We start from the raw sequence: 26,016 nt of genomic DNA, 5'->3' as shown, positions 1-26,016 counted from the left end.
GCCAAGGTGGTAATTGTGCTGGATGCACCTGTGAAAACTGTACCTGTAACAACTGCAACTGTTAAGATGTGCTAAAAACATTGTAAAGCAGAACGTATTTAGTAAATTTATACTAAAGGTTCTGCTTTTTTAATATTGAGAAAATGACCACACACGATATATGGAATACCTATGCTGATGATATTAAATACTTTATTTTAAGTCAAGTAAAAGTGCCTGCTATTGCTGACGATTTGCTGCAAGAAACCTTTATAAAAGTGCATACCAAAAAAGATATGCTTAAAAATGATGAGAAGTTGAAATCTTGGTTATTTAGCATTGCACGCTTTACGGTTATGGATTACTTTAGAGCACAAAAACCCATAAATAAATTGCCTAATATGGAACTCGTTGAGGCAGACTCTACACCAGAACACACCGAGCACGATTGCCTACGTGGAATAATAAAAAGCTTGCCAAAAAAGTATAGAGTTCCCTTATTTTTATCGGATGTTAAAGGGATGAAACAATCTGCTATTGCAGAACAGTTGCAGTTAGCATTGCCGACTGTAAAGTCGCAAATACAACGCGGCAGAAAACTAATTACACAAGGTTTTATGGATTGTTGCGATTTTACCCTCAATGAATCGGGTTTTCTTGTTGGTGAAATTAAGGACAAAAAGGACTGTAAAATTTGCCATTAAAAAACGTATAACGGCTTAAGTGTTTTTTAAAAATTTTAATGCCAAATTTTAGTCGTAAGTTTACAACATTATATTTTTTCAACTAACGGCTAATTATTTTTATGTCTTTTAAAAAATTCCACCCCATACTTAAAGAAGCTCTACTCGCTCACAATATGGAAAGCCCTTTGCCATTTCAAAAAGCTATTTTATCAAAATTAAAAGGTGGTATGGATGTGTACGGAATTGCGCCAACAGGAGCAGGAAAAACCACGGCTTTTATACTGGCTACTATTCATAAATTAAAAGCGGAAGCCTTTGAAGATTCGCCACGTGCCTTGGTTATGGTTAAGGATAAAGCAGCAGCCTTGCATTTAAAAGAGCAGTTTGAGCACTTTACAAATGAAACGGATTTACGGATTTATTGTGCTTATGACGAGTACGATTTGGAAAAGCAAAAAGAAGAAATTTATTTTGGAGTTGATATCATGATTGTTACACCAAAACGCTTAAACAAATTGTATTTTCTAAATGGTATTCATTTAGGGCAACTACAATTGTTTATCATGGAGGATGCCGAATTCTTAATGCGAAATAATTATCAGAATGATGTGTTACGCGTTACCGAAAGTTTAAAAAAATGCCAATATGTAATTATAGCTGAAAAGTTATCGCCCAAACTAAAAAGTCTTCAGGAAAATATGATGAGCAATGCGCTAATTGTTTCGAGCTAATGTACTATAAAGTTAACGTCCATGTATGTTGCAGCTGTTTGAATTTTTTCAATTCGGCACGTAATAATGGTAAGTAATCTTTTCCATTACTGTTACAGTTTTCTAACCGTTTAATGTTTTTATTTAGCAAATATGTCAACCGTTTTACGGAAGCAATGTGCTTGTATTTTTTTTCGGAATATCGCGCTTCTTCAGCTTTCGCTATTTCTGGTGCTAACGAAACAGATTGTTGAACAATATCTCCAGAAAAATAAATAAATGCATTTTCCGAACCATCTTCATGTAACGCTGATAAGTCTTGGTTTAAGTAGGTTGAAATGCTTCGCGAAAGCGTAATAATATCCATAGCCTTTTGATATAGAGGCGAATGGAATAAGCTCGAAGAGATGTGGGTCATCATATTAAACTAGCAATTTTATCAAAAATAGCGACAAGTTTTCACAATGTTCTTTAGATATTAAGGTAAAAGCGTATATTTGATTTAATAATTGATTTATTATAGTTAATTTGCTTTAAAATGAGTATTGATAGCTTAAATTGGAAAATATTGAAGTGTTTGCAGCAAAATGCACGCATGACGAATGCTGAAATAGGAAGGCAAGTGGGTATTAGTTCGCCTGCCGTTTCCGAGCGCATAAAAAAAATGGAGGATGCTGGTATTATTCAACATTATCATACAACCGTTTCACCTTTTGAAGCTGGTTATCAATTGAAAGCATTAATCACGATTCGGGCTTTTATGGGTATGTTAAAGCCATTTTTAGAGAAAGTAAAAACCTATGATGAAGTTATTAATTGTTACCGGATAACTGGTAATGAAAACATAGTCATGGAAGTGGTTTTAAAGAACCAAAAGCATTTGGAGGTTTTTATAGATCAACTAATTGTTTATGGTGAAACCAAAACGCAAATTGTCTTGTCTCATGTGGTTAAGCATAATCCTGTGAAGCCTTTAAAGTAGCTTTTGTGTTAAGACTTTAAATCAAGCTGATTCATGCGTCTTTAAATACCGCATTAAAAGCCAAAGGAGTCCCATGCAAATTACTGAAAGTAGCGTCATTATATACCAAGTGTTCTCAAAACCCAAGGTATCTGCCATTTGCATGCCTGCATTGTGTCCAAATATATGAGCTATTGAAAACGCTATGCTATACAGTGCCATATATTCGCCTTGATTACCTCTTTTAGCCCGTTCCATAGCAAATGCATTTGAAAATGGAAAGGTTATCATTTCACCAATAGTCATAAATAACATACCAAAAAGTAAAATGCCTATCCAAGGCGTAACATTTAAAATTATAAAACTGATTCCAACTAAAATAGCACCAAATACCATAAGGGCTGGTTTGCTATAACGTGTATTTTCTAACCACTTAATGAGTGGCATTTCTAAAAGAAAAATAAAGGCACCATTTAAGCCTAGAATAATACCGATTTCCAATTCTGTTAAATTATGAATTTTTTTATAGTATAGTGGCATGGTTGAAAAGTACTGTAAAAATACAATTCCAAACATGGTCATGGCAGCTAGAAAAATCCAAAAAGCTTTGTCTTTGTAAGCAGATTGTGGATTGTTGTTAATAATACTATCTTGCGTTTTAGCTTTTTTAGGATTCAATACGTTTACCATTAAAATAGTTGCTAAAATACAGGTAATACCATCCACCCAAAAAAGACCAGCATAACTCAACGTTGTAATTATAATACCACCCAAAGCTGGGCCTGCCGAGAATCCGAGATTTATAGCCAGTCGGATAAGCGTTACCGAACGTGTTTTATTTTCCGTTTTACTATATGCACTTAAGGCTACAAACATGGCAGGACGAAACATATCAGCAACTAACATAACCAAAAATATTCCTATACAAATACTGGCAAAGGTGTGTAAAAATTGTAACGCTACAAATAGTATTCCTGTAGACAATAAACTTCTTACCATAACCTTATAGTAGCCAATTTTATCCGTTAGTTTTCCACCTAACCAAGAACCACAAACAGATCCTAAACCAAAAGCCGACATCACCCAACCAACTTGGGCAAATGATAATTTTAAATCTGTTGTTAGGTATAAAGACAAAAACGGAATAACCATGGTGCCAGCTCTATTTATTAAAGTAATTAGTGCCAACCACCAAATTTCAGGCGATAAACCGCGAAACGTATTTATATAGCTGTTGTAAAGTTTTCTCATGATAATTATTGGTGTTGTTATTAACTAAAAAATCCGACGCAATGGTCGGACTTTCTTATATTGGTACTGTCAATTAAAAATTATTCACATACAAATAGTGTCCAACCCATTAAAAATGAGATACAAGGTTTTCTATACGTGGTGACACTTTTTTGCATGATTTTTATTTAAATAGAATTTCAAATCTAAACAAAATATGAATAAGTTGTACTTTTGAATTCAAAATTAATACTTCATATGAAAATAGCTTTTAGTTTTTTAGTGCTTTTTACTTTAATTGGTTGTGCTCAAAATAAAGAACCCTTATTAGGCGAAACCGATTGGCAACGCCAACAAAATGCCGATTTTAAAGATGCTAGTAAATCACCATTAAAAGCAAAAGACAGAAAGGGTTTTAAAACACTTGATTTTTTTCCAGTAGACTCATCTGCCATCGTGGAAGCTACATTAAAACGCACTCCAGACTCCGACTGGTTTCTAATGCAAACCACAACAGATCGTGTGTCTAATGAGCGTATATATGGAATTGTTACCTTTGAACTACAAGGAAGACCATTTGAATTAGCAGTGTACCAAGGTCAAGATTTAATGACTAAAGCAGGTTTTGAAGATTACTTATTTTTACCATTTATGGATAATACTAATGGCGATTCAACGTATGGAGGTGGTCGTTATTTAGACTTACGTATTCCAGAGGGTGACCACATGATTATTGATTTTAATAAAGCCTATAATCCTTACTGTGCTTACAACGCTAAATATTCTTGTCCAATTGTGCCACGTAATAATTATTTAGATATTAAGGTAGAAGCAGGAGTAAAGGCTTTCAATAAAAATTAAAGCGCCTAACAAATTTGTTAGACGCCTTAATAACTACTAATCAAAACTTACTTTTTAATAATCCGTTTGGATATACTTCCAACTTCTGTGGCTATTTGTAATAAATAAACACCTTGTTGCAGGTTAGAAATCTGTATTTTTTCTAAATGATTTGTTAGATGCTTAACAATCTTTCCATTCATGTCAATTAACATGATTGATTTTATACTTAAACTATTTGGAGTTTTAATATGCACATAATCCGTTGCTGGATTTGGATATATGTTAATCTCTGAAAGGATTTCAGAATCTAGGCCTAAAGTTCCATCAATTTCAAATAATTTCCGGTCGTAAAGGGACCAAGTACCATCGGTATTTTGAACACGAATATGTAAATAATGATCGCCTTGAGCTAGTCCTGTGCTTGTAGGGATTACTAAATTTTCATCCAATTCATCGCCTGTAACATTTAGTGCAGTTGCCAACCCAAGACCAGGGTCTACATCTATATAATATTCGGCTGAAACAATAGAAGCGTTGTTTGTAAACGGAATATCTGATACGCGAAACGTTTTTTCGTCATAAATACTCCAACGATTAGCACTATTTTTTACACGCATAAATAAACGGTGTGTTCCCATGGTAAGGCTAGTAGTGGGTATAATTAAATCATCATCTAAAGATGCAACATCATTTACGTCTACAATTGTGCCATTTCCAATGCCTGGATCTGTATCAAAAAAGTACTCAGCTTCCACAATATCACTGGTATTTGTTTCTGGAGTATCAGAAACTCTAAAGGTTTTGGTGTCATACAGACTCCATTTGTTATTGCTGTTTTTAACGCGTAAAAACATTCGGTGTGTACCGATAGACAATCCTGCTGTTGGAATGTTGAGGTTTTCATCTAAAACTGTTACATCAGCAACATCTAAATTAGTGCCATTTCCAATTCCAGGATCTGTATCGAAGAAGTATTCTGCTTCTACAATATCACTGGTATTCGTTTCTGGAACATCAGATTTTCTGAATGTTTTATAGGTGTACATACTCCATTCATTGTTTTCGTTTTTAAAGCGAAAAAATAATCTATGTGTACCAATTGGCAATCCTGAAGTTGAAATATTAAAACTTCTATTTACCGATCCTGCATCAGTAACATTTGCAATAGTTCCATTGCCTATCCCTGGGTCGACATTAAAGAAAAATTCAGCTTCTGTAATGTTGGCAGTATTAGAATCTGGAACATCAGATATTCTAAACGTTTTGTAATTGTACATACTAGTCGTACCATCTACATTGATAACTCTCATAAACAACCGATGGGTTCCAATAGGCAAACCTATTGTAGAAATATTGAGTGATTGATCTAACAATTCAACATCAGGATCAATATCCACTTGAGTGCCATTCCCAATACCTGGATCGGTATTAAAGAAATATTCAACACTTGCAATATCTGATTGCGCTAACGATATACCAACACAAAAGCAGCCTATTAAAAAGGTATATATAGCTTTCATAATTTGGTGGTTTTTAGTTAGTCTTGTTAGCGTTTGCCTTTAAATTCACATTTAAGCTGGTGCCAGCAGGAACCATATTGTTACTTATGGACATTTCAGTTAAATAAGGTAATTCAGTTGGATATCCACGCATATCAAAATCATAATATCCGTTGTAAATACCTACATCATTTCCATCCGTTCCAGCATCATTACCAGCAGAACTGTTGCCTAAATTGTAGTTGTTGTCAACATTCCAATATGGATTGTTAGCTGGAATATTCACGAAAAATGGATTCTGATTATCTAAATTTCCGGTGCCATTTAAAGCTGTAATGGTTGGTGTACCGTAGTGGTATGTTAGCGAGTTATTATGGATTACTGGTGTGCCTCCATTTTGGTCAACTTGAGCCAAAGAATTATTGGTAAATAACCAAATATTGTTTTGGCACACGAGATTATTAGGAGCAAAGAATATGACGTAACCTGTTAAGGCTTGGTCTCCAATAATAACGTTATTATTAAAAATAGTGGTGTCGTTAAAATATTGAAACGGACTTGAGACTAAATTTTGAATGAGGTTATTGGTTATTGTTATATTTAGACTGTTTGTTGGCGATGCGTTTAAATAAATTAAATTCCGAATAACATTACCTCTATACGTAATATTTGCATTTCCAGTTGCTGAAGCATATGCTCCTGATGCCAACCAACAATCTTCAACTAATAAATTGGTAACATTATTTCCAGGAGAAACCCAGCCATTTACATCTAGTCCTGCAATTTTTACATTGCTTGCAGAAACCGTAATGTTTCCTGTTTGGGAAGTTTCACCATTATTCAGTTCTGGTGCATAACCCATACCTAAAACGGTTATGGATTTATTAATTGTTATGTTTCCATAAGAACCGCCAGATGGTTGAATGAGAATGGTGTCGCCATTGGAAGCGTTTGCAATTGCAGCCGAAAATGTTGTGTAAACGTGTGAAGGAGAATCGTCTATAAAAACATTACGATCTACAATTAATGTGTTTTGAGCTTGTGTATAACTTATTACTAATAAAGCCATACTTAAAATAAATTTTTTCATGAAAATTAGGTTTTATTGATTAATAGGTCAAAATTCCTAATTATTTCATTGTCAAAACATACGTAGAATGTCGTATATTTTTTAAATATATAGAAGCTGGGTTGCTTTTATAACGACTCTTGCTGTGAAAATAGAATTACTAATTTCAACAATTATCAGATTCTAAAAAAATCATGCTTATTTTACAAGAAAGATTCCAAGGAATACTGCTAAAAATCCAATAGCAAAACTTGATAGCGTATAAATTGCAAAATTCATAAAATCTCCAGATTTTAAAAAAATATGATTCTCATAGGCAAAGGTTGAAAATGTAGTAAAGCCACCACAGAACCCAGTAGCTATTAATGCCATATGGTTTTCAGATATGGAGTTGTTTTTAGCTGCTAAACCTAATATAACTCCTATAAACAAGCTTCCTAAAATATTTGCTAGAAATGTGCCATAAGGAATACCTGTTTCAGGATTGTTTAAAAATTTGCCGACTAAAAAGCGCAATACACTTCCAAAACCACCTCCAATAAATACCAACAGTATTTGTTTCATGCGTTGTTTAGTTAATAGCTATGTAGATTTCAGTAATCCAATTGGCTGGATTTGGTTTCTGGCTAGGTTCTGTTAAGTACACCTCTAACATAGGGCCGTTTTCAGATGCTTCTAAATTATACTGTTTAAGATATGCGTTAGTCTTATCCCAAGCTTCCTTTAGGTTGGTGTAATTTCCTTTAAGCGTTGTTTTAACGGCTTTAAAAGGTTCAAATTGCCCTGTTAAAATGTCGCTTTGTGTGGTTGTGACCTCTGTAGTAGTAGGTATACAAAAAGAAAACATAACCGCATTGTTAACTTCGTCCCATTTATGATAATTTATGTAAGGTGCTCCAGCCATGGCAATATTGTTTTTAATGGCATAACTTTTTACGCGAGGCATAACCTTGTTGATTGTTGTTTGTAAATCGGATATTTTACTTGATGTAGTTGTATAAATATAAAACCCACCACCATGTTGCGCTATGCCATCTATTTTTATTGAATAAACATCCATAGCAGCAAGAACTACACGTTCTAATTCATGTAAACCGCGTTCTAAATCTGGCCCTAATATTTTTTCATAACTTCCATTTAGTATTGCAAGGCCTTTTTCATAGAACGATAAATTATCAGCAGCCAATGTCCAGGACACTTCAGTTTCTTTTGCGCTATTTTGCTTAAACTCCCAGATTGCGTTGCTTGGAGCCATGTCATTTAAAACGAGTGTCTGTTCAATAGATTGATAAGGTATGCTTTCTACTGTTTTTATAGAGCCTTTTTTATCATTAGTTTTCCACGAGTAGGTTTGGCTCATGTTACTTGATGTGTCTGTAGCAACCATTTTAGTTTCAGAATTCTTTTCAACCCAAGGAAACCAGGTGTTCCAGGTATTAAAGTCTATTGCATGCTTATAGATAACTTGCGAAGGAGCTGTAATTGTTCGCGTTCGTGTTACGCTATACTCATTAGGTTGTACTGCTATGTAAATAGAAACACCAATAATTATGATGAGTAAAAGGAACAAGATATATTTAATAGTTTTCATGTATGATTGGGTTATAAATCAAATATAAACAATTTTATGCGTTAATAATTAATGTTACATTTGTGAATATTAAAAAACAATTAAACAAATGAAACTAAAACTTATAATGGGCATGGCTTTATTAACAGCCTTTTCCTATTCGTGTAAAAATGATAAGGCAGAACCTCAAGCCGAAACAGTTGAAACCGAAACAAAAATTGAAGCGGAATTCGATTTTAACGTAGAGCAGTTTGCTGATATTAAAATTTTAAGATATCAAATTCCAGGATGGGAAAATTTAACACTTAAAGAACAAAAACTGGTTTATTACCTTGGTCAAGCTGGTTTAGCCGGACGAGATATCATATGGGATCAGAATTACCGACACAATCTAACAATAAGAAAGGCTTTAGAGAATGTTTATATAAATTATTCCGGCGATAAAGCAACAAATGATTGGAGTGCATTTGAAACCTATTTAAAACGTATCTGGTTTAGTAATGGAATTCACCACCATTATTCGAATGATAAAATGAAACCAGATTTTTCTAAAGACTATTTAGTGTCTTTATTAAAAGAAACGAATACGTCATTAGAAGGTGAAGCTTTAGATGTTTTATTCAATGATAAAGATTCTAAAAAGGTAAATCAAGCAAAGGGTATTGATAATGTGTTATTATCGGCTGTTAATTTTTATGGTCCTGATGTTACTACTGCTGAAGTTGAAGCATTTTACAAAACGAAAAAGTCTCCTAATCCAGAAAAGCCTCTATCTTTTGGGTTAAACTCTAAATTGGTAAAAGAAAATGGCAAACTTGTAGAACAAGTTTATAAGTCAGGTGGTTTATATGGTTCTGCTATAGATCAAATTGTTTCTTGGTTGGAAAAAGCACAAAGTGTTGCTGAAAACAAAGCGCAAGGTGATGCTATTGGATTACTTATTTCGTATTACAAAACAGGTGATTTACAAACATGGGACGATTACAATGTGGCATGGACAGCTGCAACCGAAGGTAATATTGATTATATAAACAGTTTTATTGAAGTCTATAACGATCCTTTAGGTTATACAGGAAGTTACGAAACGATTGTACAAATTAAGGACTTTGATATGTCTGAAAAAATGTCTGTTTTATCTGAAAATGCACAATGGTTTGAGGATAATTCGCCGTTAATGGAAGCGCATAAAAAGAAAAATGTTGTTGGTGTTTCATATAAAGTAGTTAATGTAGCTGCTGAAGCTGGAGATGCATCGCCAAGTACACCTATTGGTGTTAATTTGCCAAATGCTAACTGGATTCGTGCAGCTGTAGGTAGTAAGTCGGTATCGTTAGGGAATATCATTCATGCCTATAATAACGCAGGTAGTACAGGTCGTTTAAAAGAATTTGCTCATGATGAAGAGGAAATTCAATTGGAAGAAAAATACGGACAAGTAGCAGATAAATTGCATACAGCTTTACATGAGGTTATTGGTCATGCATCGGGACAATTAAATCCTGGTGTTGGTGAAACCAAAGAAACATTAAAAACGTATTCGTCTACATTGGAAGAAGGTCGTGCAGATTTAGTAGGACTTTATTATTTGTACAATCCGAAATTACAAGAATTAGGGTTGGTGGACGACTGGAAATCAGTTGGAAAAGCGGCATATGATGGGTATATCCGAAATGGATTAATGACACAGTTAATCCGTTTAAATATTGGCGATGATGTAGAAGAAGCACACATGCGAAATAGACAGTGGGTAAGTGCTTGGGCCTTCGAAAAAGGGCAAGAAGCAAACGTTATTGAAAAAGTAACCCGCGACGGAAAAACCTATTTCAATATTACCGATTATGATAAATTACATGATTTATTTGGTCAATTATTACGTGAAACGCAACGTATTAAATCCGAAGGCGATTTTAAAGCCGTTCAAGCTTTAGTAGAAGATTATGGCGTAAAAGTAGATCAGGAAATCCATGCTGAAGTATTAAAGCGTAACGAACAATTTGAGTCTGCGCCATATAGTGGTTTTGTAAATCCGATGTTGGTTCCGGAAATGGATGAAAGTGGCGAGATAACTAAAATTAATGTTGTTCAACCAAAAACATTTTCTGGCCAGATGTTAGAATATAGTAAAAATTATAATTTTCTTCCAGAAATGAATTAACTAGAAATAACCGTTATCAAAAAAGCCTTAACCGAATAAGTTAAGGCTTTTTTTATTTATTGAACTTATTTGAATATTAGCCTAATGTTCTAAGCATTATTGAAATAACCACTTAATAGAAACAATAAATAATATAAAGCAGATAAAAGCAATCAGCACCCAAACGGTTCCTTTATAATATTTTCTATGCAGGGCTAAATCTTTTCTATATGTATAGATTAAAATAAGAATAAAAGCAACAGCAAATAAACCACCGAAAACTACTTGACCTGTACTAAACATGACGTGTTTTTTTGCAAATTTAATAAAACAAACCCATATCCAAATCTTTATTTGATTGAATTACTTTGGAATCTGGTTGATTAGCTTTTTTTTAATTTGTTAATTTGGAGGAACCCTAATAATTAAAATTATGAAAAGTAAAATAGAAGCGGTAAAAGCATTCCATACGGCATTTAAAATAGGCCATCGTGAAACGCCTCAAGCCGATTTAGGTACCGATAAAAATCTTTTACGTTATAAATTAATGCGTGAAGAAAATGAAGAATATTTGGAGGCAGCAACTAATAATGATTTAGTTGAGGTTGCTGATGCGTTAGGAGATATGCTCTATATTTTATGTGGTACCATAATCGAGCATGGATTACAGCATAAAATTGAAGCAGTTTTTAATGAAATTCAACGCAGTAATATGAGTAAATTAGGTGAAGATGGCGAACCGATTTACCGAGAAGATGGTAAGGTTTTAAAAGGGCCTAATTATTTTAAACCTAATATTTCTTCAATTCTCAAAGCATAATAGCTAGAAAAACAGTAAAAAAATAATCCAATTCAGAAACGACAGAATTGGATTATTTTTTTACTGTTTTATAAAGGGATATAGGCTTAAAATTTATAGTAGCGCGAGCTAACAACTTAAACTATTTAATCTCATAACGCCAGCCATGTTTATCTTCGGCAGCATTTTGTTGAATATCCATTAATGTCTTTTTAAATAGCGTTGCATACGAATCAGAAGCGTCTGGGATTTCAAATACTTCTTCAGCATGTTCAAATGCCGAAATTGGGCTGATTACAGCAGCAGTTCCAGTTCCAAAAATTTCCTTTAAACTACCATTTCTAGCAGCTTCTTTAATTTCGACAACACTAATTCGTCTCACTTCTACGGCAATATTAGTATCCTGTGCTAACTGGATAATACTTTTTCTGGTAATTCCATCTAAAATACGGTCACTTGTAGGTGCGGTAATTAAGGTGTCATTTATTCTAAAAAAGATATTCATGGTACCCGCTTCCTCTAAATACTCATGGGTATTGGCATCCGTCCAAATTATTTGTTGGTAACCTTTCTTTTGTGCCAAACTTGTTGGATAAAACTGTGCGGCATAATTTCCAGCAGCTTTAGCAAAGCCAACACCACCATCAGCAGAACGACTATATTTTTCAGCAAAAAGCACGCGAACTTTACCCGTATAATAAGCTTTTGCAGGCGAACAAATAATCATGAACCGGTAGGCTTGCGCTGGGGCAGCAGAAATGGCAGGCTCAAATGCAAAAACAAATGGTCTTATATATAACGAATTACCAGCACCTGGTTTAATCCAGTCTTTATCCATTTGCATTAAAGTTGTTAAACCTTTCATGAAATATTCCTTTGGAAATTCAGGGATCGCTAATCGAGCTGCTGAAATATTTATTCGTTTGTGGTTGTCTTCAGGGCGAAACAAAAAAGCATTACCATTACTGTCTTTGTAAGCTTTCATACCCTCGAAAACGGCTTGACCATAATGGAAAACACGCGCAGAAGGCTCTATGGTCATAGGCTGATAAGGAACAATTTTAGGCTGTTGCCAAGCACCATCAACAAAGTCACAGTAAAACATATGATCGGTGAACTTACGCCCAAAATCGATATTGTTAAAATCAACATCATTGATTTTCGTTTTTTCAATTTTTACTATATCGATTTCGTTATATTTTTGTTCCGTCATTTCTATTCATATTTTGGTTTTGCGAAAGTACTCAATTTTAGCCTTATAAAAAACTTAAAATTAACTTAAAAAAAGCGTATATTTGGCCTTAAATTTTATAAAAAATCGGAATAATGAAAAACATATTTATGGCACTTTGTTTAGTGTTTGTTATAGTGTCCTGTAAAAATAATGAGGAAAAGAAAGAGGTTGTTGAAACTGAAGTAAACGAAATAGCCTATGTTTCTTTTGGTGAAAAAATTGAAGCAGAGAATGCTTTGAATGTGAATGAAATTAGCGAGAAATATCAAAATTTAGCAGTAGGTGATACCTTGCAGATCAAAGTCCTTGCCAAAGTAAATAGCGTTTGTCAAGCTAAAGGTTGTTGGATGCGTTTGGATTTAGAAAATGATGAAGAGGTCATGGTGAAATTTAAGGACTACGGCTTTTTCATGCCAAAAAATATTGCAGATAGAGATGTGATTATTAACGGAAAAGCATATGTAACAGAAGTATCTGTTGATGAACAACGTCATTACGCAGAAGATGCTGGTAAAACAGAAGAAGAAATTGCTGCTATAACAGAACCAAAACGTACCTTATCATTTGAAGCGGATGGTGTTTTGTTAATTGAAGAGTAATGAAACTGTTTTTTAGCGCTATAAGTTTTCTTTTCGTATTTGTAAGTTGTAATGAAACTGCTGAAAAAGCAACTCCAGAAAATTCTGAAAAAAAGGAAATTGTGTACGATATGTATGAGCCTTCAGAAATGGCGAATCTTATGAATCAGATGTATGCTTATAATTTGAATGTCAAGAACGCAATTGTGTCAGGTAAAGATATTGAAGAATTCCCTTTAGATTTTTTAAAAATTCATACAGCTGAACTTTCTGATTTTAAAAAACGAAACGAAACATTTGAGAGTTTTTCTAAACTGTTTATTCAAGCTGAAAAGGAGTTGTATAATCCAAATTCAGAAATGTCAGAAACAGATCGGTTTAATGCCGTTGTAAACCTCTGTATTTCTTGTCATCAAACCGAATGCACTGGTCCTATTCCGCGTATCAAGAAACTCTTAATTAATTAGGATTGAAACGCCATATTATTACAACAGGCGATGGATCTAAAACCATTCAGATTGATGACTGGCATGAACAATACCATTCCATTCACGGAGCTATTCAAGAAGCAAATCATGTATTCTTAAAAACGGGATTTGATGCAGTAATTTCTGAATTAAAACTTGATGCTATTTCTATTTTAGAAATAGGTTTTGGTACAGGTTTAAATGCTATAATGACATTGTTAAAGTCTGAAAAAGACGCTGTTCATGTTGATTATGTGGGTGTTGAAGCTTACCCTGTGTCTGTATCTGAAATAAAACAATTAAACTATACAGAATTACTGGAAGGTAAGCTAACCAATAAACACTTTAATACAATCCATATTGTGCCTTGGGAAGAAAAAACATCAATCACTAATTTTTTTCAGCTAACAAAACAGAATAAAAAATTTCAGGAAATCACCAATTCCAATCAGTTTCACCTGATCTATTTTGATGCTTTTGGAGCTAGAGTTCAACCTGAATTATGGACAGAGGCTATTTTTAAAAAAATGTATCATGCTCTGAAAGTAAATGGTGTTCTGGTTACGTATTCGGCAAAAGGTAGTGTGCGTCGTGCTTTGCAATCTGTAGGTTTTAAAGTAGAACGTCTGCCAGGACCTCCAGGAAAACGCGAAATGTTACGAGCTACTAAATAATTTAAATCATTCTTTATTTATAAATACTATTCTCTTTAGTGGTAAGACAGCTAATCTTACGTTAATACTGTTAAACCTTCTTTAAAAGCTGTTATAATCAGCCTTCTAATGCCTATCTTTATATAAAAATTGTAGATGAAAGTATTAATAACAGGTGCTACTGGTTTAATAGGTCAGGCTATTGTTTCGCAATGTCACAACCTTAATATAGCCGTTCATTATTTAACCACTTCTCAAGAGAAAATTTCACAACAAGAGAATTATAAAGGATTTTATTGGAACCCTAAAAATAATGAAATTGATGTGGCGTGTTTGGAAGGTGTAGAGGCCATTATCAATTTAGCAGGAGCCACTATTTCTAAACGCTGGACTGCGTCCTATAAAAATGTCATACTAAATAGTAGATTAAATACACTACGTTTAATAAAAGAAACATTAGAAAAAGAAAAACACGAGATTAAACAAGTTATTTCTGCAAGTGCCATAGGTATTTATCCAGACTCTTTAACGAACTATTATGATGAGGGAACTAAAGCGACTTCCACAAGTTTTTTAGGAGAAGTCGTTGAAAAATGGGAAGCAATGACCGATACTTTTCAGGAGTTGTCCGTTGTTGTCTCTAAAATCAGAATAGGCTTGGTGTTAGATAACGAACAAGGTGCTCTGCCACAAATAGTCAAGCCAGTTAAATATGGTTTTGGAGCTGCTTTTGGAAGCGGTAATCAGTGGCAATCTTGGATACACATCAAAGATTTAGCTGGTATTTTTGTACATGTTTTAAAACACAAATTAGAGGGTGTTTTTAACGGAGTTGCTCCAAATCCAGTTACTAATACCGAATTGACTAAAACCGTTGCTGGTGTCTTAAATAAGCCGCTATTTCTACCAAACATACCCAAATCTCTAATGAAATTAATTTTAGGCGATATGCATATTTTGCTATTTGAAAGCCAGCGTGTTAGTAGTAAAAAAATAGAAGATTCAGGCTATCAGTTTGAATATGTTAATATTAAGCCTGCATTAGCTAGTTTGTTAGATTAAAAATGTAAAAAAAAATCCGCTACAATTTGTAGCGGATTTTTTTGTGATAGACACAAATTAATTACGCCTTATTAGCGGTAATTGTAATTTGCAATTCCATATCATCATTAATGAATTTATCACCTAAATCATCAAAAAATGATTTTGAACCATACTTGATATTCCATTTAGAACGATCTACTGTAAATGTTTCACTTGTAATAGTTACAGAATCATTGTTTTCTGTAATTGTAACAGGAATAGAAATATTGTTTTCTACATCTTTCATTTTTAAATTTCCTGATAACATCATTTTACCATTTTCAGAAGTAAAACCAGTTACTTCAAAAGCTGATGCTGGAAATGTTTCAACATCAAAAAAGTCTGGACTTTTTAAATGTCCTGTTAATTTACCGTGATCTTCCTCTTCTTCAGGAATATCTGTTACATTTAATGAAGTCATATCTACTAAAAAGCTTCCGCTTTCAATAGCATCTCCATTCATAGTAAATACACCACTTTCTAATTGAATAGTTCCTGTGTGTGATCCTGTTGGTTTAAAACCTTTCCACATAATGGTTGAGGCATCCGTATCTACTAAATATTTTGTAGAAACTTCAGTTACTTCGGCTGCTTCAGCTGCTTCTGTTGTTTCTGCTTCTTGAGCTTTGTCTTTACAACTAGCAAAGGTTACAACTAATGCTAATGTTAAGATTGTTAAAAAACGATTTTTCATAGTTTAATATGTTTTAGTGTTAAGTTGCAAAAATAGTTGATTCAGATTTAAATTTGTTTAAAAAAATATTAAATTATTTTCGTGACATTTTGACATTTTAAGGATAATGGCAGTACTTTTGCCATCCATTTAAGGTATTTTAAAAATAGAGATACGTAATGAGTAAAAAAGATAAAAATAACGCTACTGCAAATGAGTCAGTAGACGAGCAAATCAAAGATATCAATGAAAATTCTTCCGAGGATACAAGAACTGTTGAGGAGCAGTTAACAGAAGAATTAGCTCACGAGAAAGATAAATTTCTACGCCTTTTTGCAGAATTTGAAAATTATAAAAGACGGACAGCTAAAGAACGTAGTGATTTGTTTAAAACAGCAAGTCAGGACGTCATAGTGTCTTTGTTGCCAGTTTTAGACGATTTTGATCGTGCCTACACTGAAATAGCAAAAACTGAAGAAAAAGATTTGTTAAAAGGTGTTGAGCTTATAAAGAACAAGTTTAGAAACACACTTGAAAACAAAGGTTTAGAGCTAATGAATTTGCAAGCTGGTGATGAATTTAACGCAGATAATCATGAAGCGATAACGCAAATTCCTGCGCCTAACGACTCTTTAAAAGGGAAAATTATAGATGTTGTTGAAAAAGGATACAAATTAGGTGATAAAATAATAAGATTTCCAAAAGTAGTTATAGGACAATAATATGGCAAAACAAGATTATTACGAGGTTTTAGGAGTTGGTAAAAATGCCGATGCGTCTGAAATTAAAAAGGCGTATCGTAAAATGGCTTTAAAATATCATCCTGATAAAAATCCTGATAATAGCGAAGCAGAAACCAAATTTAAGGAAGCAGCTGAAGCATACGAGGTATTAAGCAATGCTGATAAAAAAGCGCGTTACGATCAATTTGGACATCAAGCATTTGAGGGTAACGGTGGCTTTGGTGGCGGAAGCATGAATATGGATGACATATTTAGCCAATTTGGTGATATTTTTGGTGGTGCATTTGGCGGTGGCGGCGGATTTTCTGGCTTTGGTGGTGGTTTTAGTAACGGACAACGTCGCGTTAAAGGAACCAACATGCGAATTCGTGTGAAATTAACCCTCGAGGAAATAGCTAATGGTGTTGAGAAAAAAGTAAAAGTTAGACGAAAAGTACAAGCGTCTGGAACCACATACAAAACATGTTCTACTTGTAATGGAGCAGGACAAGTGATGCGTGTAACCAATACTATTTTAGGTCGTATGCAAACCGCAACAACCTGTACCGCTTGTGGTGGAGCAGGACAAATTATAGACAAAAAACCAAACGAAGCGGATGCTCAAGGTATGCTGGTTAAAGAAGAAACCGTTTCAATTAAAATACCTGCAGGTGTTGTTGATGGCATGCAGCTTAAAGTTACAGGAAAAGGTAATGAGGCACCAGGGAATGGTGTTTCTGGTGATTTATTAGTAGCAATTGAAGAAGAAGCACATGCTACATTGCAACGCGAAGGAGATAATCTACATTATGATTTATATGTAAGTTTGTCTGATGCTGTGTTAGGAACCTCAAAAGAAATTGATACGGTTACAGGAAAGGTTCGTATTAAAATTGAGGCAGGTGTACAATCTGGAAAAATATTAAGATTACGCGGTAAAGGTATTCCATCTATTAATGGATATGGAAAAGGTGATTTATTAGTTCATGTAAATGTATGGACGCCAAAAACACTTAATAAACAGCAAAAAGACTTTTTTGAATCCATGCGTGAAGATGAGCATTTTGAGCCAAAACCGGAAGTAGGCGATAAATCTTTCTTTGAAAAAGTTAAAGATATGTTTTCTTAAAATTAGACATTATTGTAGTACAAATCCGCCTTTCGTGCGGATTTGTTGTTTTAATAAAGAAGTTATTGTCGGACTTACTATAATAGTTTAATAAAAATTACTATATTTGGTTTATTACTATTTTTTGATAGTAATAATTTTTCTTTTTCATAGCAATTTTTTCCCATCCTTGAATGCAAATTTTAGGATGGGTTTTGTTTATAATTACTTATAGGAAATTTCTTTTTTATTAATTTCGGATTGCTGTATGACATTTAATATCTTTACAATCATTTCAATTAAGCAATAGTTTGGTATGGGTAACTTATTAGAGGCGCATAACGTCTCTAAAAAATTTGGAGATTATACAGCTTTAAACAATGTGTCTATAGCTGTGCCACAAGGAAGTATTTTTGGATTGTTAGGTCCAAATGGTGCTGGAAAAACAACACTTATTCGGGTTGTAAATCAAATTACCATGCCAGATTCAGGTCATGTTCTTTTGGATAATGAACCTTTGCAAGCACATCACGTAACTGATATTGGATACCTACCAGAAGAGCGCGGTTTGTATAAGTCTATGAAAGTAGGTGAGCAGGCATTATACCTTGCTCAACTGAAAGGCTTAAGCAAATCAGAAGCCAAAAAACGCTTGAAATATTGGTTTGATAGATTGGATATAGGGGATTGGTGGCATAAAAAAATACAAGAGCTTTCAAAAGGAATGGCTCAAAAGGTACAATTTATAGTGACCGTTTTACACGAACCTAAATTACTAATATTTGATGAGCCTTTTTCTGGTTTCGATCCTATAAATGCAATCGTGATTAAGGATGAAATTTTAAGGCTTCGTGATAATGGTGCAACCGTTATTTTTTCAACTCACCGCATGGAATCGGTTGAAGAATTGTGTGACCATATTGCACTTATTCATCAATCAAATAAAATATTAGATGGTAAATTGCAAGATATAAAAACCCAATTTAAAACCCATACATTTGAAATTGGTATTCGCACTGAAAATGGGGCTGAATTGGATAATGAATTAGCTAATAAATTTACAGTAACACCAACTAATTTTAAAACACTAGGAAATGAATTAAAACGAAATATTAAGTTGCAAGCGCATCAGTCACCTAACGAATTATTGAGTTTTTTAACCAGTAGAGGTCAGGTGTCACATTTTGTTGAATTAATTCCAACTGCCAACGACATATTTATTCAAGCCGTAAAGAATAATTAATTATGAACCATTTACCGCTCATTATAAAACGCGAATACTTTACAAAAGTGAAGAATAAATCGTTTATAATCATGACGTTTTTAAGTCCTATGATAATGATAGGTTTAGTGGCAGTTGTCGCTTATTTATCACAATTAAATAATAATTCTGAACGCACGATTACAATATTAGATGAATCTGGAATGATTGCTTCCATTTTTGAAAACACTAAAAATACCAAGTATAAGGTGATAGATAAACTCTCATTGGAGGATGCCAAAAAACTAACCCAAGTACAAGAAAATTATGGATTACTTTATATTGGTAAATTTAATGATGTATCTTCTGCTGGAAATGTTATAAAATTTTATTCCGAAGAGTCTCCTTCTATTTCAGTTATTAGTGGTTTAGAAAGTAAACTGGAAAAGCATTTAACAGATTTAAAATTAGAGAGTCAAGGGGTTGATATTGAGAAGATAAAAACTTCAAAAATAGATATAGCGGTAGCTCAAGAAAGTTTTACGGGTGAAAAAACCTCGAAAATTGACAGTATTGTTAAGTTAATATTTGGTGGTGCCGCAGGATATTTATTGTTTATGTTTATTATTATTTATGGAAACATGATAATGCGAAGTGTTATTGAAGAGAAAACAAGTCGGATAATTGAAGTTATCATTTCTTCAGTCAAACCTGTGCAATTAATGCTTGGTAAAATTATTGGAACTTCATTAGCAGGTGTTACACAATTTATAATCTGGCTTATTTTAGGAGGTGTATTATTAACCATTGTTTCAGCTATTTTTGGTATCGATTTAATGCAGGCAAGTCCTTCTGGACAATTATTAAATCAGGCAGGTAATGATGCAGCCATGCCAGATATGGTACAAAATGGGTTTTTAGCTTTTTACAATTTACCACTTACTAATTTAATTATAGCGTTCTTGCTGTTCTTTATTGGTGGTTATTTATTATACAGTTCACTATATGCTGCTATTGGTGCTGCAGTAGATAATGAAACAGATACACAGCAGTTTTTGTTCCCTATTCTTATGCCTTTAATTTTGGCTGTTTACATTGGTTTTTTTACAGTTATAGAAGATCCTCATGGTACCATATCAACAATTTTTTCATTCATTCCTTTTACATCGCCAGTTGTCATGCTAATGCGTATACCGTTTGGCGTTCCAATTTGGCAGCAAATCTTGTCCTTAAGCATTTTAATAGGTACTTTTATGTTTGCGGTTTGGTTTGCAGCTAAAATTTATCGTGTTGGTATATTGATGTATGGAAAAAAACCGAGTTATAGAGAAATATTAAAGTGGATAAAATATTAAATTAAAAGCATGCAAAGTAAGTTTGAAAATTTAGAAGAAGTTGTCACCGAAAGCAGTGTTTGGGAAACCTTTTTAGACTTTTTAAATTTAGGGTTTCAATTTGGTTCTGAAGACAACCCAATAAATATTACGGTAGGTTTGGTTCTCCTTGTGCTCATTATATATGTTATAACCACCCTTATATTAAATTTTGTTCGTAGAATTTATACCAAACATTTGCCAAAAACTGATAGAGCCAAGTTTAATACCGTTTTTTCGTTTGCCAGATGGTTAATTTATTTGGTTGTTATTCTCATTGTTTTCGACTCGGTAGGAGTTAATGTTACCGCTATTTTTGCCGCTTCAGCAGCATTATTAATTGGTATTGGTTTAGCTCTTCAAACACTTTTTCAGGATATTATTTCAGGAGTTTTTATTCTTATAGATCAAAGTTTACACGTAGGTGATATTATAGAACTTGAAGGTAAGGTTGGTCGCGTGGAAGAAATAAAACTCCGTACTACGCGAGCTGTTACAATTGATAATAAAGTACTGGTAATTCCTAATCATCTCTATTTAACCAATAGTTTATACAATTGGACACAAAATGGCATTTCTACACGCGAAAACATAACAGTTGGAGTGGCTTATGGAAGTGATACTCAATTAGTAAAACGCCTATTGCTAGATGCCGTTAATTCGCATCCAGATGTATTAGATCCTAAAGCAACAACTGTTTTATTTACAGATTTTGGCGATAGTTCATTAGATTTTAAAGTTGTATTTACTGTAAGCGATAGTTTTAAAGCTCAATTTCCTAAAAGTGATATTCGATTTGAAATTGACAGATTGTTTAGAGAAAACAATGTATCTATACCATTCCCACAAAGAGATATCCATATTATTGAAAAACCTAAAAACACTTAATTATTAAAAAAAAACTATTGAAAAAACGAATTAAATACCACTTTAAATGCTGTTTTACAGGGCTTTTCATGATTATGTGTCAGTTTATTAGTGCACAAATGACAGATTTAGCACGTGTTGAGTATTCTTTTATTCCACAGACAAGGTCTGAAGATCAATACACACGATTACGAGCGTTGTTTAATTATCCAATCGCATTGAAAAATAAATCGTATTTAGTTTTAGGAGCAGAATATAACCGTGTTATTCTAAATATTGAAGAAGATTATCCATTTGAAACATCGCATTTGAATACCATCCATATTATTGATTTCAACATTGGTTATACTTTTAAAACAAGTGAAAATTGGCGTTGGGGAATTAAGTTTAATCCGCGCATTGCCTCAACCCTTGAAACAACAGTAACAAATGAAGATATTTTTTATAATGGTGGTGTTTTTGCAATTCATGATAGGAGTGATGATACAAGTTTAAAACACCCGTATCGTTTAATATTGGGTGTAACCTACAATGCCACAACAGGATTGCCATTTCCACTTCCTTTTATAAGTTACACACGTGAAATAAATGAGCACTGGAGCTATAATGCTGGAGTCCCAAAATCCAGTATTAAATACAATTTTAACCCTAAAAATGTGGTTTTAGCTTTTGCAGGATTAGATGGATATTTTGCAAATTTACAGCAAGGCATACAAGTTAATGGTAAGCGAGCTGATAATATTTCACTTTCTGTAGTTGTTGGTGGATTAGGATATCAATATTTCCTTACTAAGCATTTAATTGCCTACACTTATGCTGGTTATACCTTTAGGCTCAATAACCGTTTAAGGGATTCAAACAGAGATGAAGTTTTTTCGTTAAACGAGATAAACGCTTTTTATTTAAGAACAGGAATAAAATTTAAACGATAACTATGCCAAAAATATTAGTAATAGAAGATGAAGCAGCCATAAGGCGTGTACTTGTTAAAATCCTTTCGGAAGAGAACGATACCTATCAAGTAGAAGAAGCTGAAGATGGTGTTGAAGGTTTAGAAAAAATTAAAAATGACGATTTCGATCTCATTTTTTGTGACATTAAAATGCCAAAAATGGATGGTGTTGATGTGTTAGAAGCTACCAAAAAAATAAAACCCGAAATTCCTATTGTCATGATTTCAGGTCATGGGGATTTGGACACGGCAGTAAATACTATGCGTTTAGGTGCTTTTGATTATATTTCCAAACCACCTGATTTAAACCGTTTATTAAATACTGTTAGAATTGCTTTAGATACTAAAGTGTTAGTGGTTGAAAATAAAATGCTGAAAAAGAAAGTCAGTAAAAATTACGAAATGATAGGCGAGAGTGCTGCTATTTCTCATATTAAAGATATGATAGAAAAGGTTGCTCAAACTGATGCACGTGTGTTAATTACTGGACCAAACGGAACAGGTAAAGAATTAGTAGCTCATTGGTTGCACCAGAAAAGCGATCGTTCTAAAGGAAATTTAGTAGAAGTGAATTGTGCTGCTATTCCCTCGGAATTGATTGAAAGTGAGTTGTTTGGTCACGTAAAAGGAGCCTTTACAAGTGCGGTTAAAGATCGTGCAGGAAAATTTGAAACGGCTAACGGTGGAACGATTTTCTTGGATGAAATTGGCGATATGAGCTTGTCTGCACAAGCAAAGGTATTACGCGCACTTCAAGAAAATAAAATCCAACGTGTTGGAAATGATAAAGATATAAAGGTTAACGTCCGTGTTGTTGCTGCTACTAATAAAGATTTAAAAAAGGAAATAGCAGAAGGCCGTTTTCGAGAAGATTTGTATCACAGATTAGCCGTTATTCTCATACAAGTACCAGCTTTAAATGACAGACGGGAAGATATTCCATTACTAATAGATTATTTTTCAGAAAAAATATCCCTTGAACATGGAACTGCTAAAAAATCTTTTTCCAATAAAGCCATCAAACAACTTCAGGAGTATGATTGGACTGGAAATATTCGTGAGCTTCGAAACGTTGTTGAGCGATTAATTATTCTTGGTGAAAAAGAAATTAGCGAAAACGATGTAAAAATGTTTGCTTCTAAATAATTTAAAATGTCTGGAATTTTTCAGACATTTTTTTTGTAAGTCATTCAGCATACAATCTATTTATCAAAGCGTATAGAATTATGTATATTTATAATTCCATTCAAATTTGAATATGTCAATATGAAATCAATAAAACCAAAAGATTTTAAGGCGCCCAAAACGGTAGTCCTAAAAGATCTTAAAACAACCTTTGATTTAAAGGAAAATAAAGATACCATTGAAGATGCGCTAGAAGATGTTTGTAAAGATCTTGCAAAAATTCAGAATGCCATGTATGCCCATGGAAAATATGCTGTTTTAATCTGTATCCAGGGCATGGATACTGCTGGAAAAGATAGTCTTATACGTGAGGTTTTTAAGGAACTTAACGCAAGAGGTGTTGTGGTGTATAGTTTTAAAACACCTACAGCATTAGAGTTAAAGCATGATTATTTGTGGCGTCATTATATAACGTTACCTGCTCGTGGAAAATTTGGTGTTTTTAATAGAACCCATTATGAAAATGTTCTGGTAACACGAGTTCACCCTGAATATATTTTGAATGAAAATTTACCAAACGTACTATCACTAAAAGATATTAATGATGAATTTTGGGATAATCGCTTCGAGCAAATCAATAATTTTGAAAAAACAATAGCTCAAAACGGTACAATTATTTTTAAGTTCTTTTTAAACATTTCTAAAGAGGAACAAAAGCATAGATTATTACGCCGATTAGACAAACCAGATAAAAACTGGAAATTTTCACCTGGAGATTTGGAGGAGCGCAAATTGTGGGATCATTACCAAGATTGTTATCAAGATGCTATTTCTAGAACAACAAAGCCACATGCTCCTTGGTTTGTAATTCCTTCCGATGATAAACCAACCGCTCGGTATATTGTCGCTAAAATTCTATTAGATACCTTAAAAACGTACAAAGATATTCGTGAGCCAGAATTGGATGATGACATCAAAGCAAATATTACTAATTACAGAAAACAATTAGAGAACGAATAATTTTAAGATTCCTTTTAGAAGTAAAACGTTAATTATAGCCTATTTTAGTCTTTTTAACGACACTTATACTAATTATGAAACAAATACTGCCTATTTTATTTTTTCTTTTAACCATCAATATATCAGCTCAAACAGATGCTGAAACGTTAAAAACCATTTATTCCACATCTTTAACAAATGGAAAAAGTTATGAATGGTTAGATTATTTGTCCAATCAAATTGGAGGTAGATTATCAGGTTCATTAAATGCTGAAAAAGCAGTGAACTATACCAAAGAACAATTAGAAACATTAGGTCTAGATAAAGTTTGGTTACAACCTGTAATGATTCCAAAATGGGTAAGAGGTAATAAAGAATATGCGTTTATAGAGTCTGCTTCTGGTATCACTACAACAGTAAATATATGCGCCCTTGGCGGCTCCATTGCTACACCAATTGGGGGTGTTAAGGCGTCTGTTATAGAGGTAAAAAGCATGGACGAATTGAAAATGTTGGGTAAAGATAAGGTGTCAGGGAAAATCGTTTTTTTTAACAGACCCATGCAAGCAGATTTAATACAAACCTTTGAAGCCTATGGTGGCTGTGTAGACCAACGTTATGCTGGCGCTATGGAAGCAGGAAAACTTGGTGCCGTTGGTGTTATTGTGCGTTCCATGAATTTACGGCTAGACGACCTGCCTCATACGGGAAGTATGAGTTATGGCGATTTGCCTAATTCACAACGTATTCCATCTGCAGCCATAAGTACTAACGATGCTGAAAAATTAAGTAGTATGCTAGCAATGGACAAAAGTATAAAACTATTTTTCAACCAAACTTGTCAGCAACTTAAAGACGTTCAATCTTATAACGTGATTGGAGAAATTACAGGAACCGAATTTCCAAATGAATACATTCTTGTTGGTGGCCATTTAGATTCTTGGGATTTAGGAGATGGGTCGCATGACGATGGTGCGGGTTGTGTACAATCTATGGATGTGTTACGATTATTAAAAGAAACGGGTATTAAACCTAAACGTACCATTCGCGTGGTGTTGTTTATGAACGAAGAAAACGGTTTACGTGGTGCCACAAAATATGCCGAAGTAGCCAAACAAAAAGGTGAAAACCATATTTTTTCTTTAGAAAGTGATGCAGGTGGTTTTACACCTCGTGGCTTCCAATTTGATTGTGATGATGCCGTTTTTGCTAAAATAGAAAGTTGGAAAGCTTTATTTAAGCCCTATTTAATTCATTATTTTGAAAAAGGAGGAAGTGGAGCAGATGTAGCACCCTTAAAAACAGATGGCAACGTATGCGCAGGATTGCGTCCAGATTCCCAACGTTATTTTGATCATCATCATGCAGCAAATGATACGTTTGATGCTGTAAACAAACGTGAACTTGAACTTGGAGCGGCAACGATGACAAGTCTGGTGTATTTAATTGATAAATATGGTATTTCGCCAATTTCAAATGCCAACGAACTTAAAAATTAAAT

28 protein-coding genes are annotated in these 26,016 nt (G+C 33.7%); 19 read left to right on the top strand and 9 right to left on the bottom strand.

Going from position 1 to position 26,016, the window contains the following annotated elements:
* Positions 1-143: 143 nt before the first annotated feature.
* Entirely contained in the window at positions 144-683 is a 540-nt protein-coding gene (locus tag BM239_RS11990; RefSeq protein WP_092208932.1) for a sigma-70 family RNA polymerase sigma factor, read from the top strand.
* Positions 684-784: 101 nt separating this feature from the next.
* Positions 785-1,396 (top strand): DEAD/DEAH box helicase, encoded by a 612-nt coding sequence (locus tag BM239_RS11985; protein ID WP_092208930.1) that lies wholly within the window; start codon positions 785-787, stop codon positions 1,394-1,396.
* Between the two features lie 4 nt (positions 1,397-1,400).
* Here the strand turns inward: BM239_RS11985 and BM239_RS11980 are convergent, their stop codons facing one another.
* Positions 1,401-1,796 carry a hypothetical protein gene (locus BM239_RS11980; RefSeq protein ID WP_245758236.1) on the bottom strand — a complete coding sequence of 132 codons (396 nt, stop codon included), beginning with the start codon at positions 1,794-1,796 and terminating at the stop codon, positions 1,401-1,403.
* A gap of 117 nt (positions 1,797-1,913) precedes the next feature.
* Here BM239_RS11980 and BM239_RS11975 point away from each other — a divergent pair, with 117 nt between their 5' ends.
* On the top strand, positions 1,914-2,357 hold the full coding sequence (locus BM239_RS11975; protein WP_092208926.1) for an Lrp/AsnC family transcriptional regulator: 444 nt from the start codon (positions 1,914-1,916) through the stop codon (positions 2,355-2,357).
* Between the two features lie 21 nt (positions 2,358-2,378).
* On the opposite strand, the gene BM239_RS11970 is transcribed toward BM239_RS11975, so the two are convergent.
* Positions 2,379-3,587, bottom strand: coding sequence for an MDR family MFS transporter (locus BM239_RS11970; RefSeq protein ID WP_092208924.1), 1,209 nt, complete (start codon positions 3,585-3,587; stop codon positions 2,379-2,381).
* A gap of 237 nt (positions 3,588-3,824) precedes the next feature.
* Here BM239_RS11970 and BM239_RS11965 point away from each other — a divergent pair, with 237 nt between their 5' ends.
* Entirely contained in the window at positions 3,825-4,427 is a 603-nt protein-coding gene (locus BM239_RS11965) for a DUF1684 domain-containing protein (protein ID WP_092208922.1), read from the top strand.
* A gap of 47 nt (positions 4,428-4,474) precedes the next feature.
* Here the strand turns inward: BM239_RS11965 and BM239_RS11960 are convergent, their stop codons facing one another.
* From BM239_RS11960 to BM239_RS11945, 4 genes are all read right to left on the bottom strand, one after another.
* Complete coding sequence (locus BM239_RS11960; protein WP_092208920.1) at positions 4,475-5,929, bottom strand: T9SS type A sorting domain-containing protein; 1,455 nt, start codon at positions 5,927-5,929, stop codon at positions 4,475-4,477.
* Between the two features lie 13 nt (positions 5,930-5,942).
* On the bottom strand, positions 5,943-6,998 hold the full coding sequence (locus tag BM239_RS11955; RefSeq protein ID WP_092208918.1) for a right-handed parallel beta-helix repeat-containing protein: 1,056 nt from the start codon (positions 6,996-6,998) through the stop codon (positions 5,943-5,945).
* Positions 6,999-7,175: 177 nt separating this feature from the next.
* Positions 7,176-7,541 carry a fluoride efflux transporter CrcB gene (gene crcB / locus BM239_RS11950; protein WP_092208916.1) on the bottom strand — a complete coding sequence of 122 codons (366 nt, stop codon included), beginning with the start codon at positions 7,539-7,541 and terminating at the stop codon, positions 7,176-7,178.
* Between the two features lie 7 nt (positions 7,542-7,548).
* Positions 7,549-8,568, bottom strand: coding sequence for a GyrI-like domain-containing protein (locus tag BM239_RS11945; protein WP_092208914.1), 1,020 nt, complete (start codon positions 8,566-8,568; stop codon positions 7,549-7,551).
* A gap of 88 nt (positions 8,569-8,656) precedes the next feature.
* Between BM239_RS11945 and BM239_RS11940 the strand changes: the two genes are divergently transcribed.
* Positions 8,657-10,702: a dipeptidyl-peptidase 3 family protein gene (locus BM239_RS11940; protein WP_177209035.1), complete on the top strand. Its 2,046-nt coding sequence runs from the start codon at positions 8,657-8,659 to the stop codon at positions 10,700-10,702.
* 96 nt (positions 10,703-10,798) lie between these two features.
* On the opposite strand, the gene BM239_RS11935 is transcribed toward BM239_RS11940, so the two are convergent.
* The gene (locus tag BM239_RS11935; RefSeq protein ID WP_092208912.1) at positions 10,799-10,984 is read right to left on the bottom strand and encodes a hypothetical protein; all 186 of its coding nucleotides are present in this window, start codon (positions 10,982-10,984) and stop codon (positions 10,799-10,801) included.
* Between the two features lie 130 nt (positions 10,985-11,114).
* Here BM239_RS11935 and BM239_RS11930 point away from each other — a divergent pair, with 130 nt between their 5' ends.
* Positions 11,115-11,501, top strand: coding sequence for a pyrophosphohydrolase domain-containing protein (locus BM239_RS11930; protein WP_092208910.1), 387 nt, complete (start codon positions 11,115-11,117; stop codon positions 11,499-11,501).
* A 121-nt stretch (positions 11,502-11,622) separates the two neighbouring features.
* On the opposite strand, the gene BM239_RS11925 is transcribed toward BM239_RS11930, so the two are convergent.
* A complete protein-coding gene (locus BM239_RS11925) occupies positions 11,623-12,693 on the bottom strand; it encodes a branched-chain amino acid aminotransferase (protein ID WP_092208908.1) in 1,071 nt (356 codons plus the stop codon).
* 113 nt (positions 12,694-12,806) lie between these two features.
* Between BM239_RS11925 and BM239_RS11920 the strand changes: the two genes are divergently transcribed.
* The 4 genes from BM239_RS11920 to BM239_RS11905 all read left to right on the top strand — a co-directional run bounded on the left by BM239_RS11920 (position 12,807) and on the right by BM239_RS11905 (position 15,474).
* Positions 12,807-13,313 carry a DUF4920 domain-containing protein gene (locus BM239_RS11920; protein WP_092208906.1) on the top strand — a complete coding sequence of 169 codons (507 nt, stop codon included), beginning with the start codon at positions 12,807-12,809 and terminating at the stop codon, positions 13,311-13,313.
* Positions 13,313-13,759, top strand: a complete 447-nt coding sequence (locus tag BM239_RS11915; RefSeq protein WP_092208904.1) for a hypothetical protein — start codon at positions 13,313-13,315, stop codon at positions 13,757-13,759. The genes BM239_RS11920 and BM239_RS11915 overlap by 1 nt, the downstream gene beginning before the upstream one ends.
* A 2-nt stretch (positions 13,760-13,761) precedes the next feature.
* On the top strand, positions 13,762-14,433 hold the full coding sequence (gene mnmD, locus BM239_RS11910) for a tRNA (5-methylaminomethyl-2-thiouridine)(34)-methyltransferase MnmC2 (protein ID WP_092208902.1): 672 nt from the start codon (positions 13,762-13,764) through the stop codon (positions 14,431-14,433).
* 135 nt (positions 14,434-14,568) lie between these two features.
* Entirely contained in the window at positions 14,569-15,474 is a 906-nt protein-coding gene (locus BM239_RS11905) for a TIGR01777 family oxidoreductase (protein WP_092208900.1), read from the top strand.
* Between the two features lie 61 nt (positions 15,475-15,535).
* On the opposite strand, the gene BM239_RS11900 is transcribed toward BM239_RS11905, so the two are convergent.
* The gene (locus BM239_RS11900; protein ID WP_092208898.1) at positions 15,536-16,189 is read right to left on the bottom strand and encodes a YceI family protein; all 654 of its coding nucleotides are present in this window, start codon (positions 16,187-16,189) and stop codon (positions 15,536-15,538) included.
* A 158-nt stretch (positions 16,190-16,347) separates the two neighbouring features.
* Between BM239_RS11900 and BM239_RS11895 the strand changes: the two genes are divergently transcribed.
* The 9 genes from BM239_RS11895 (at position 16,348) to BM239_RS11855 (ending at position 26,014) form a co-directional block, all read left to right on the top strand.
* On the top strand, positions 16,348-16,890 hold the full coding sequence (locus tag BM239_RS11895; protein ID WP_092208896.1) for a nucleotide exchange factor GrpE: 543 nt from the start codon (positions 16,348-16,350) through the stop codon (positions 16,888-16,890).
* Between the two features lies 1 nt (position 16,891).
* Positions 16,892-18,019 (top strand): molecular chaperone DnaJ, encoded by a 1,128-nt coding sequence (dnaJ, locus tag BM239_RS11890; RefSeq protein ID WP_092208894.1) that lies wholly within the window; start codon positions 16,892-16,894, stop codon positions 18,017-18,019.
* Positions 18,020-18,314: 295 nt separating this feature from the next.
* On the top strand, positions 18,315-19,241 hold the full coding sequence (locus BM239_RS11885; RefSeq protein WP_092208892.1) for an ABC transporter ATP-binding protein: 927 nt from the start codon (positions 18,315-18,317) through the stop codon (positions 19,239-19,241).
* A gap of 2 nt (positions 19,242-19,243) precedes the next feature.
* The gene (locus BM239_RS11880) at positions 19,244-20,554 is read left to right on the top strand and encodes an ABC transporter permease (protein WP_092208890.1); all 1,311 of its coding nucleotides are present in this window, start codon (positions 19,244-19,246) and stop codon (positions 20,552-20,554) included.
* A 9-nt stretch (positions 20,555-20,563) separates the two neighbouring features.
* A complete protein-coding gene (locus BM239_RS11875) occupies positions 20,564-21,460 on the top strand; it encodes a mechanosensitive ion channel family protein (protein WP_092208888.1) in 897 nt (298 codons plus the stop codon).
* A gap of 17 nt (positions 21,461-21,477) precedes the next feature.
* Complete coding sequence (locus BM239_RS11870) at positions 21,478-22,371, top strand: DUF6268 family outer membrane beta-barrel protein (RefSeq protein ID WP_245758235.1); 894 nt, start codon at positions 21,478-21,480, stop codon at positions 22,369-22,371.
* A gap of 2 nt (positions 22,372-22,373) precedes the next feature.
* Positions 22,374-23,537 carry a sigma-54-dependent transcriptional regulator gene (locus tag BM239_RS11865; RefSeq protein WP_092208884.1) on the top strand — a complete coding sequence of 388 codons (1,164 nt, stop codon included), beginning with the start codon at positions 22,374-22,376 and terminating at the stop codon, positions 23,535-23,537.
* 120 nt (positions 23,538-23,657) lie between these two features.
* Complete coding sequence (locus tag BM239_RS11860; RefSeq protein ID WP_092208882.1) at positions 23,658-24,536, top strand: PPK2 family polyphosphate kinase; 879 nt, start codon at positions 23,658-23,660, stop codon at positions 24,534-24,536.
* A gap of 74 nt (positions 24,537-24,610) precedes the next feature.
* Positions 24,611-26,014 (top strand): M20/M25/M40 family metallo-hydrolase, encoded by a 1,404-nt coding sequence (locus tag BM239_RS11855; protein ID WP_092208880.1) that lies wholly within the window; start codon positions 24,611-24,613, stop codon positions 26,012-26,014.
* Positions 26,015-26,016: the final 2 nt, after the last annotated feature.

This window comes from Algorimicrobium echini (genome assembly GCF_900115185.1).
Classification (GTDB): Bacteria; Bacteroidota; Bacteroidia; order Flavobacteriales; family Flavobacteriaceae; genus Algorimicrobium; species Algorimicrobium echini.
Note: the sequence above shows the minus strand (reverse complement) of the source record. Positions and strands in the feature narration are given on the sequence as shown.

What these genes read in the sequence shown, in the direction of transcription:
- BM239_RS11920 (WP_092208906.1), top strand. Translation starts at nt 12,807, where the DNA reads ATGAAAAACATATTTATGGCACTTTGTTTAGTGTTTGTTATAGTGTCC.
- dnaJ (WP_092208894.1), top strand. Translation starts at nt 16,892, where the DNA reads ATGGCAAAACAAGATTATTACGAGGTTTTAGGAGTTGGTAAAAATGCC.
- crcB (WP_092208916.1), bottom strand. Translation starts at nt 7,541, where the DNA reads ATGAAACAAATACTGTTGGTATTTATTGGAGGTGGTTTTGGAAGTGTA.
- BM239_RS11880 (WP_092208890.1), top strand. Translation starts at nt 19,244, where the DNA reads ATGAACCATTTACCGCTCATTATAAAACGCGAATACTTTACAAAAGTG.
- BM239_RS11865 (WP_092208884.1), top strand. Translation starts at nt 22,374, where the DNA reads ATGCCAAAAATATTAGTAATAGAAGATGAAGCAGCCATAAGGCGTGTA.
- BM239_RS11895 (WP_092208896.1), top strand. Translation starts at nt 16,348, where the DNA reads ATGAGTAAAAAAGATAAAAATAACGCTACTGCAAATGAGTCAGTAGAC.
- BM239_RS11970 (WP_092208924.1), bottom strand. Translation starts at nt 3,587, where the DNA reads ATGAGAAAACTTTACAACAGCTATATAAATACGTTTCGCGGTTTATCG.
- BM239_RS11940 (WP_177209035.1), top strand. Translation starts at nt 8,657, where the DNA reads ATGAAACTAAAACTTATAATGGGCATGGCTTTATTAACAGCCTTTTCC.
- BM239_RS11930 (WP_092208910.1), top strand. Translation starts at nt 11,115, where the DNA reads ATGAAAAGTAAAATAGAAGCGGTAAAAGCATTCCATACGGCATTTAAA.
- BM239_RS11990 (WP_092208932.1), top strand. Translation starts at nt 144, where the DNA reads ATGACCACACACGATATATGGAATACCTATGCTGATGATATTAAATAC.
- BM239_RS11900 (WP_092208898.1), bottom strand. Translation starts at nt 16,189, where the DNA reads ATGAAAAATCGTTTTTTAACAATCTTAACATTAGCATTAGTTGTAACC.
- BM239_RS11960 (WP_092208920.1), bottom strand. Translation starts at nt 5,929, where the DNA reads ATGAAAGCTATATATACCTTTTTAATAGGCTGCTTTTGTGTTGGTATA.
- BM239_RS11885 (WP_092208892.1), top strand. Translation starts at nt 18,315, where the DNA reads ATGGGTAACTTATTAGAGGCGCATAACGTCTCTAAAAAATTTGGAGAT.
- BM239_RS11955 (WP_092208918.1), bottom strand. Translation starts at nt 6,998, where the DNA reads ATGAAAAAATTTATTTTAAGTATGGCTTTATTAGTAATAAGTTATACA.
- BM239_RS11945 (WP_092208914.1), bottom strand. Translation starts at nt 8,568, where the DNA reads ATGAAAACTATTAAATATATCTTGTTCCTTTTACTCATCATAATTATT.
- BM239_RS11980 (WP_245758236.1), bottom strand. Translation starts at nt 1,796, where the DNA reads ATGATGACCCACATCTCTTCGAGCTTATTCCATTCGCCTCTATATCAA.
- BM239_RS11965 (WP_092208922.1), top strand. Translation starts at nt 3,825, where the DNA reads ATGAAAATAGCTTTTAGTTTTTTAGTGCTTTTTACTTTAATTGGTTGT.
- BM239_RS11855 (WP_092208880.1), top strand. Translation starts at nt 24,611, where the DNA reads ATGAAACAAATACTGCCTATTTTATTTTTTCTTTTAACCATCAATATA.
- BM239_RS11925 (WP_092208908.1), bottom strand. Translation starts at nt 12,693, where the DNA reads ATGACGGAACAAAAATATAACGAAATCGATATAGTAAAAATTGAAAAA.
- BM239_RS11975 (WP_092208926.1), top strand. Translation starts at nt 1,914, where the DNA reads ATGAGTATTGATAGCTTAAATTGGAAAATATTGAAGTGTTTGCAGCAA.
- BM239_RS11875 (WP_092208888.1), top strand. Translation starts at nt 20,564, where the DNA reads ATGCAAAGTAAGTTTGAAAATTTAGAAGAAGTTGTCACCGAAAGCAGT.
- BM239_RS11860 (WP_092208882.1), top strand. Translation starts at nt 23,658, where the DNA reads ATGAAATCAATAAAACCAAAAGATTTTAAGGCGCCCAAAACGGTAGTC.
- BM239_RS11935 (WP_092208912.1), bottom strand. Translation starts at nt 10,984, where the DNA reads ATGTTTAGTACAGGTCAAGTAGTTTTCGGTGGTTTATTTGCTGTTGCT.
- BM239_RS11915 (WP_092208904.1), top strand. Translation starts at nt 13,313, where the DNA reads ATGAAACTGTTTTTTAGCGCTATAAGTTTTCTTTTCGTATTTGTAAGT.
- BM239_RS11985 (WP_092208930.1), top strand. Translation starts at nt 785, where the DNA reads ATGTCTTTTAAAAAATTCCACCCCATACTTAAAGAAGCTCTACTCGCT.
- BM239_RS11905 (WP_092208900.1), top strand. Translation starts at nt 14,569, where the DNA reads ATGAAAGTATTAATAACAGGTGCTACTGGTTTAATAGGTCAGGCTATT.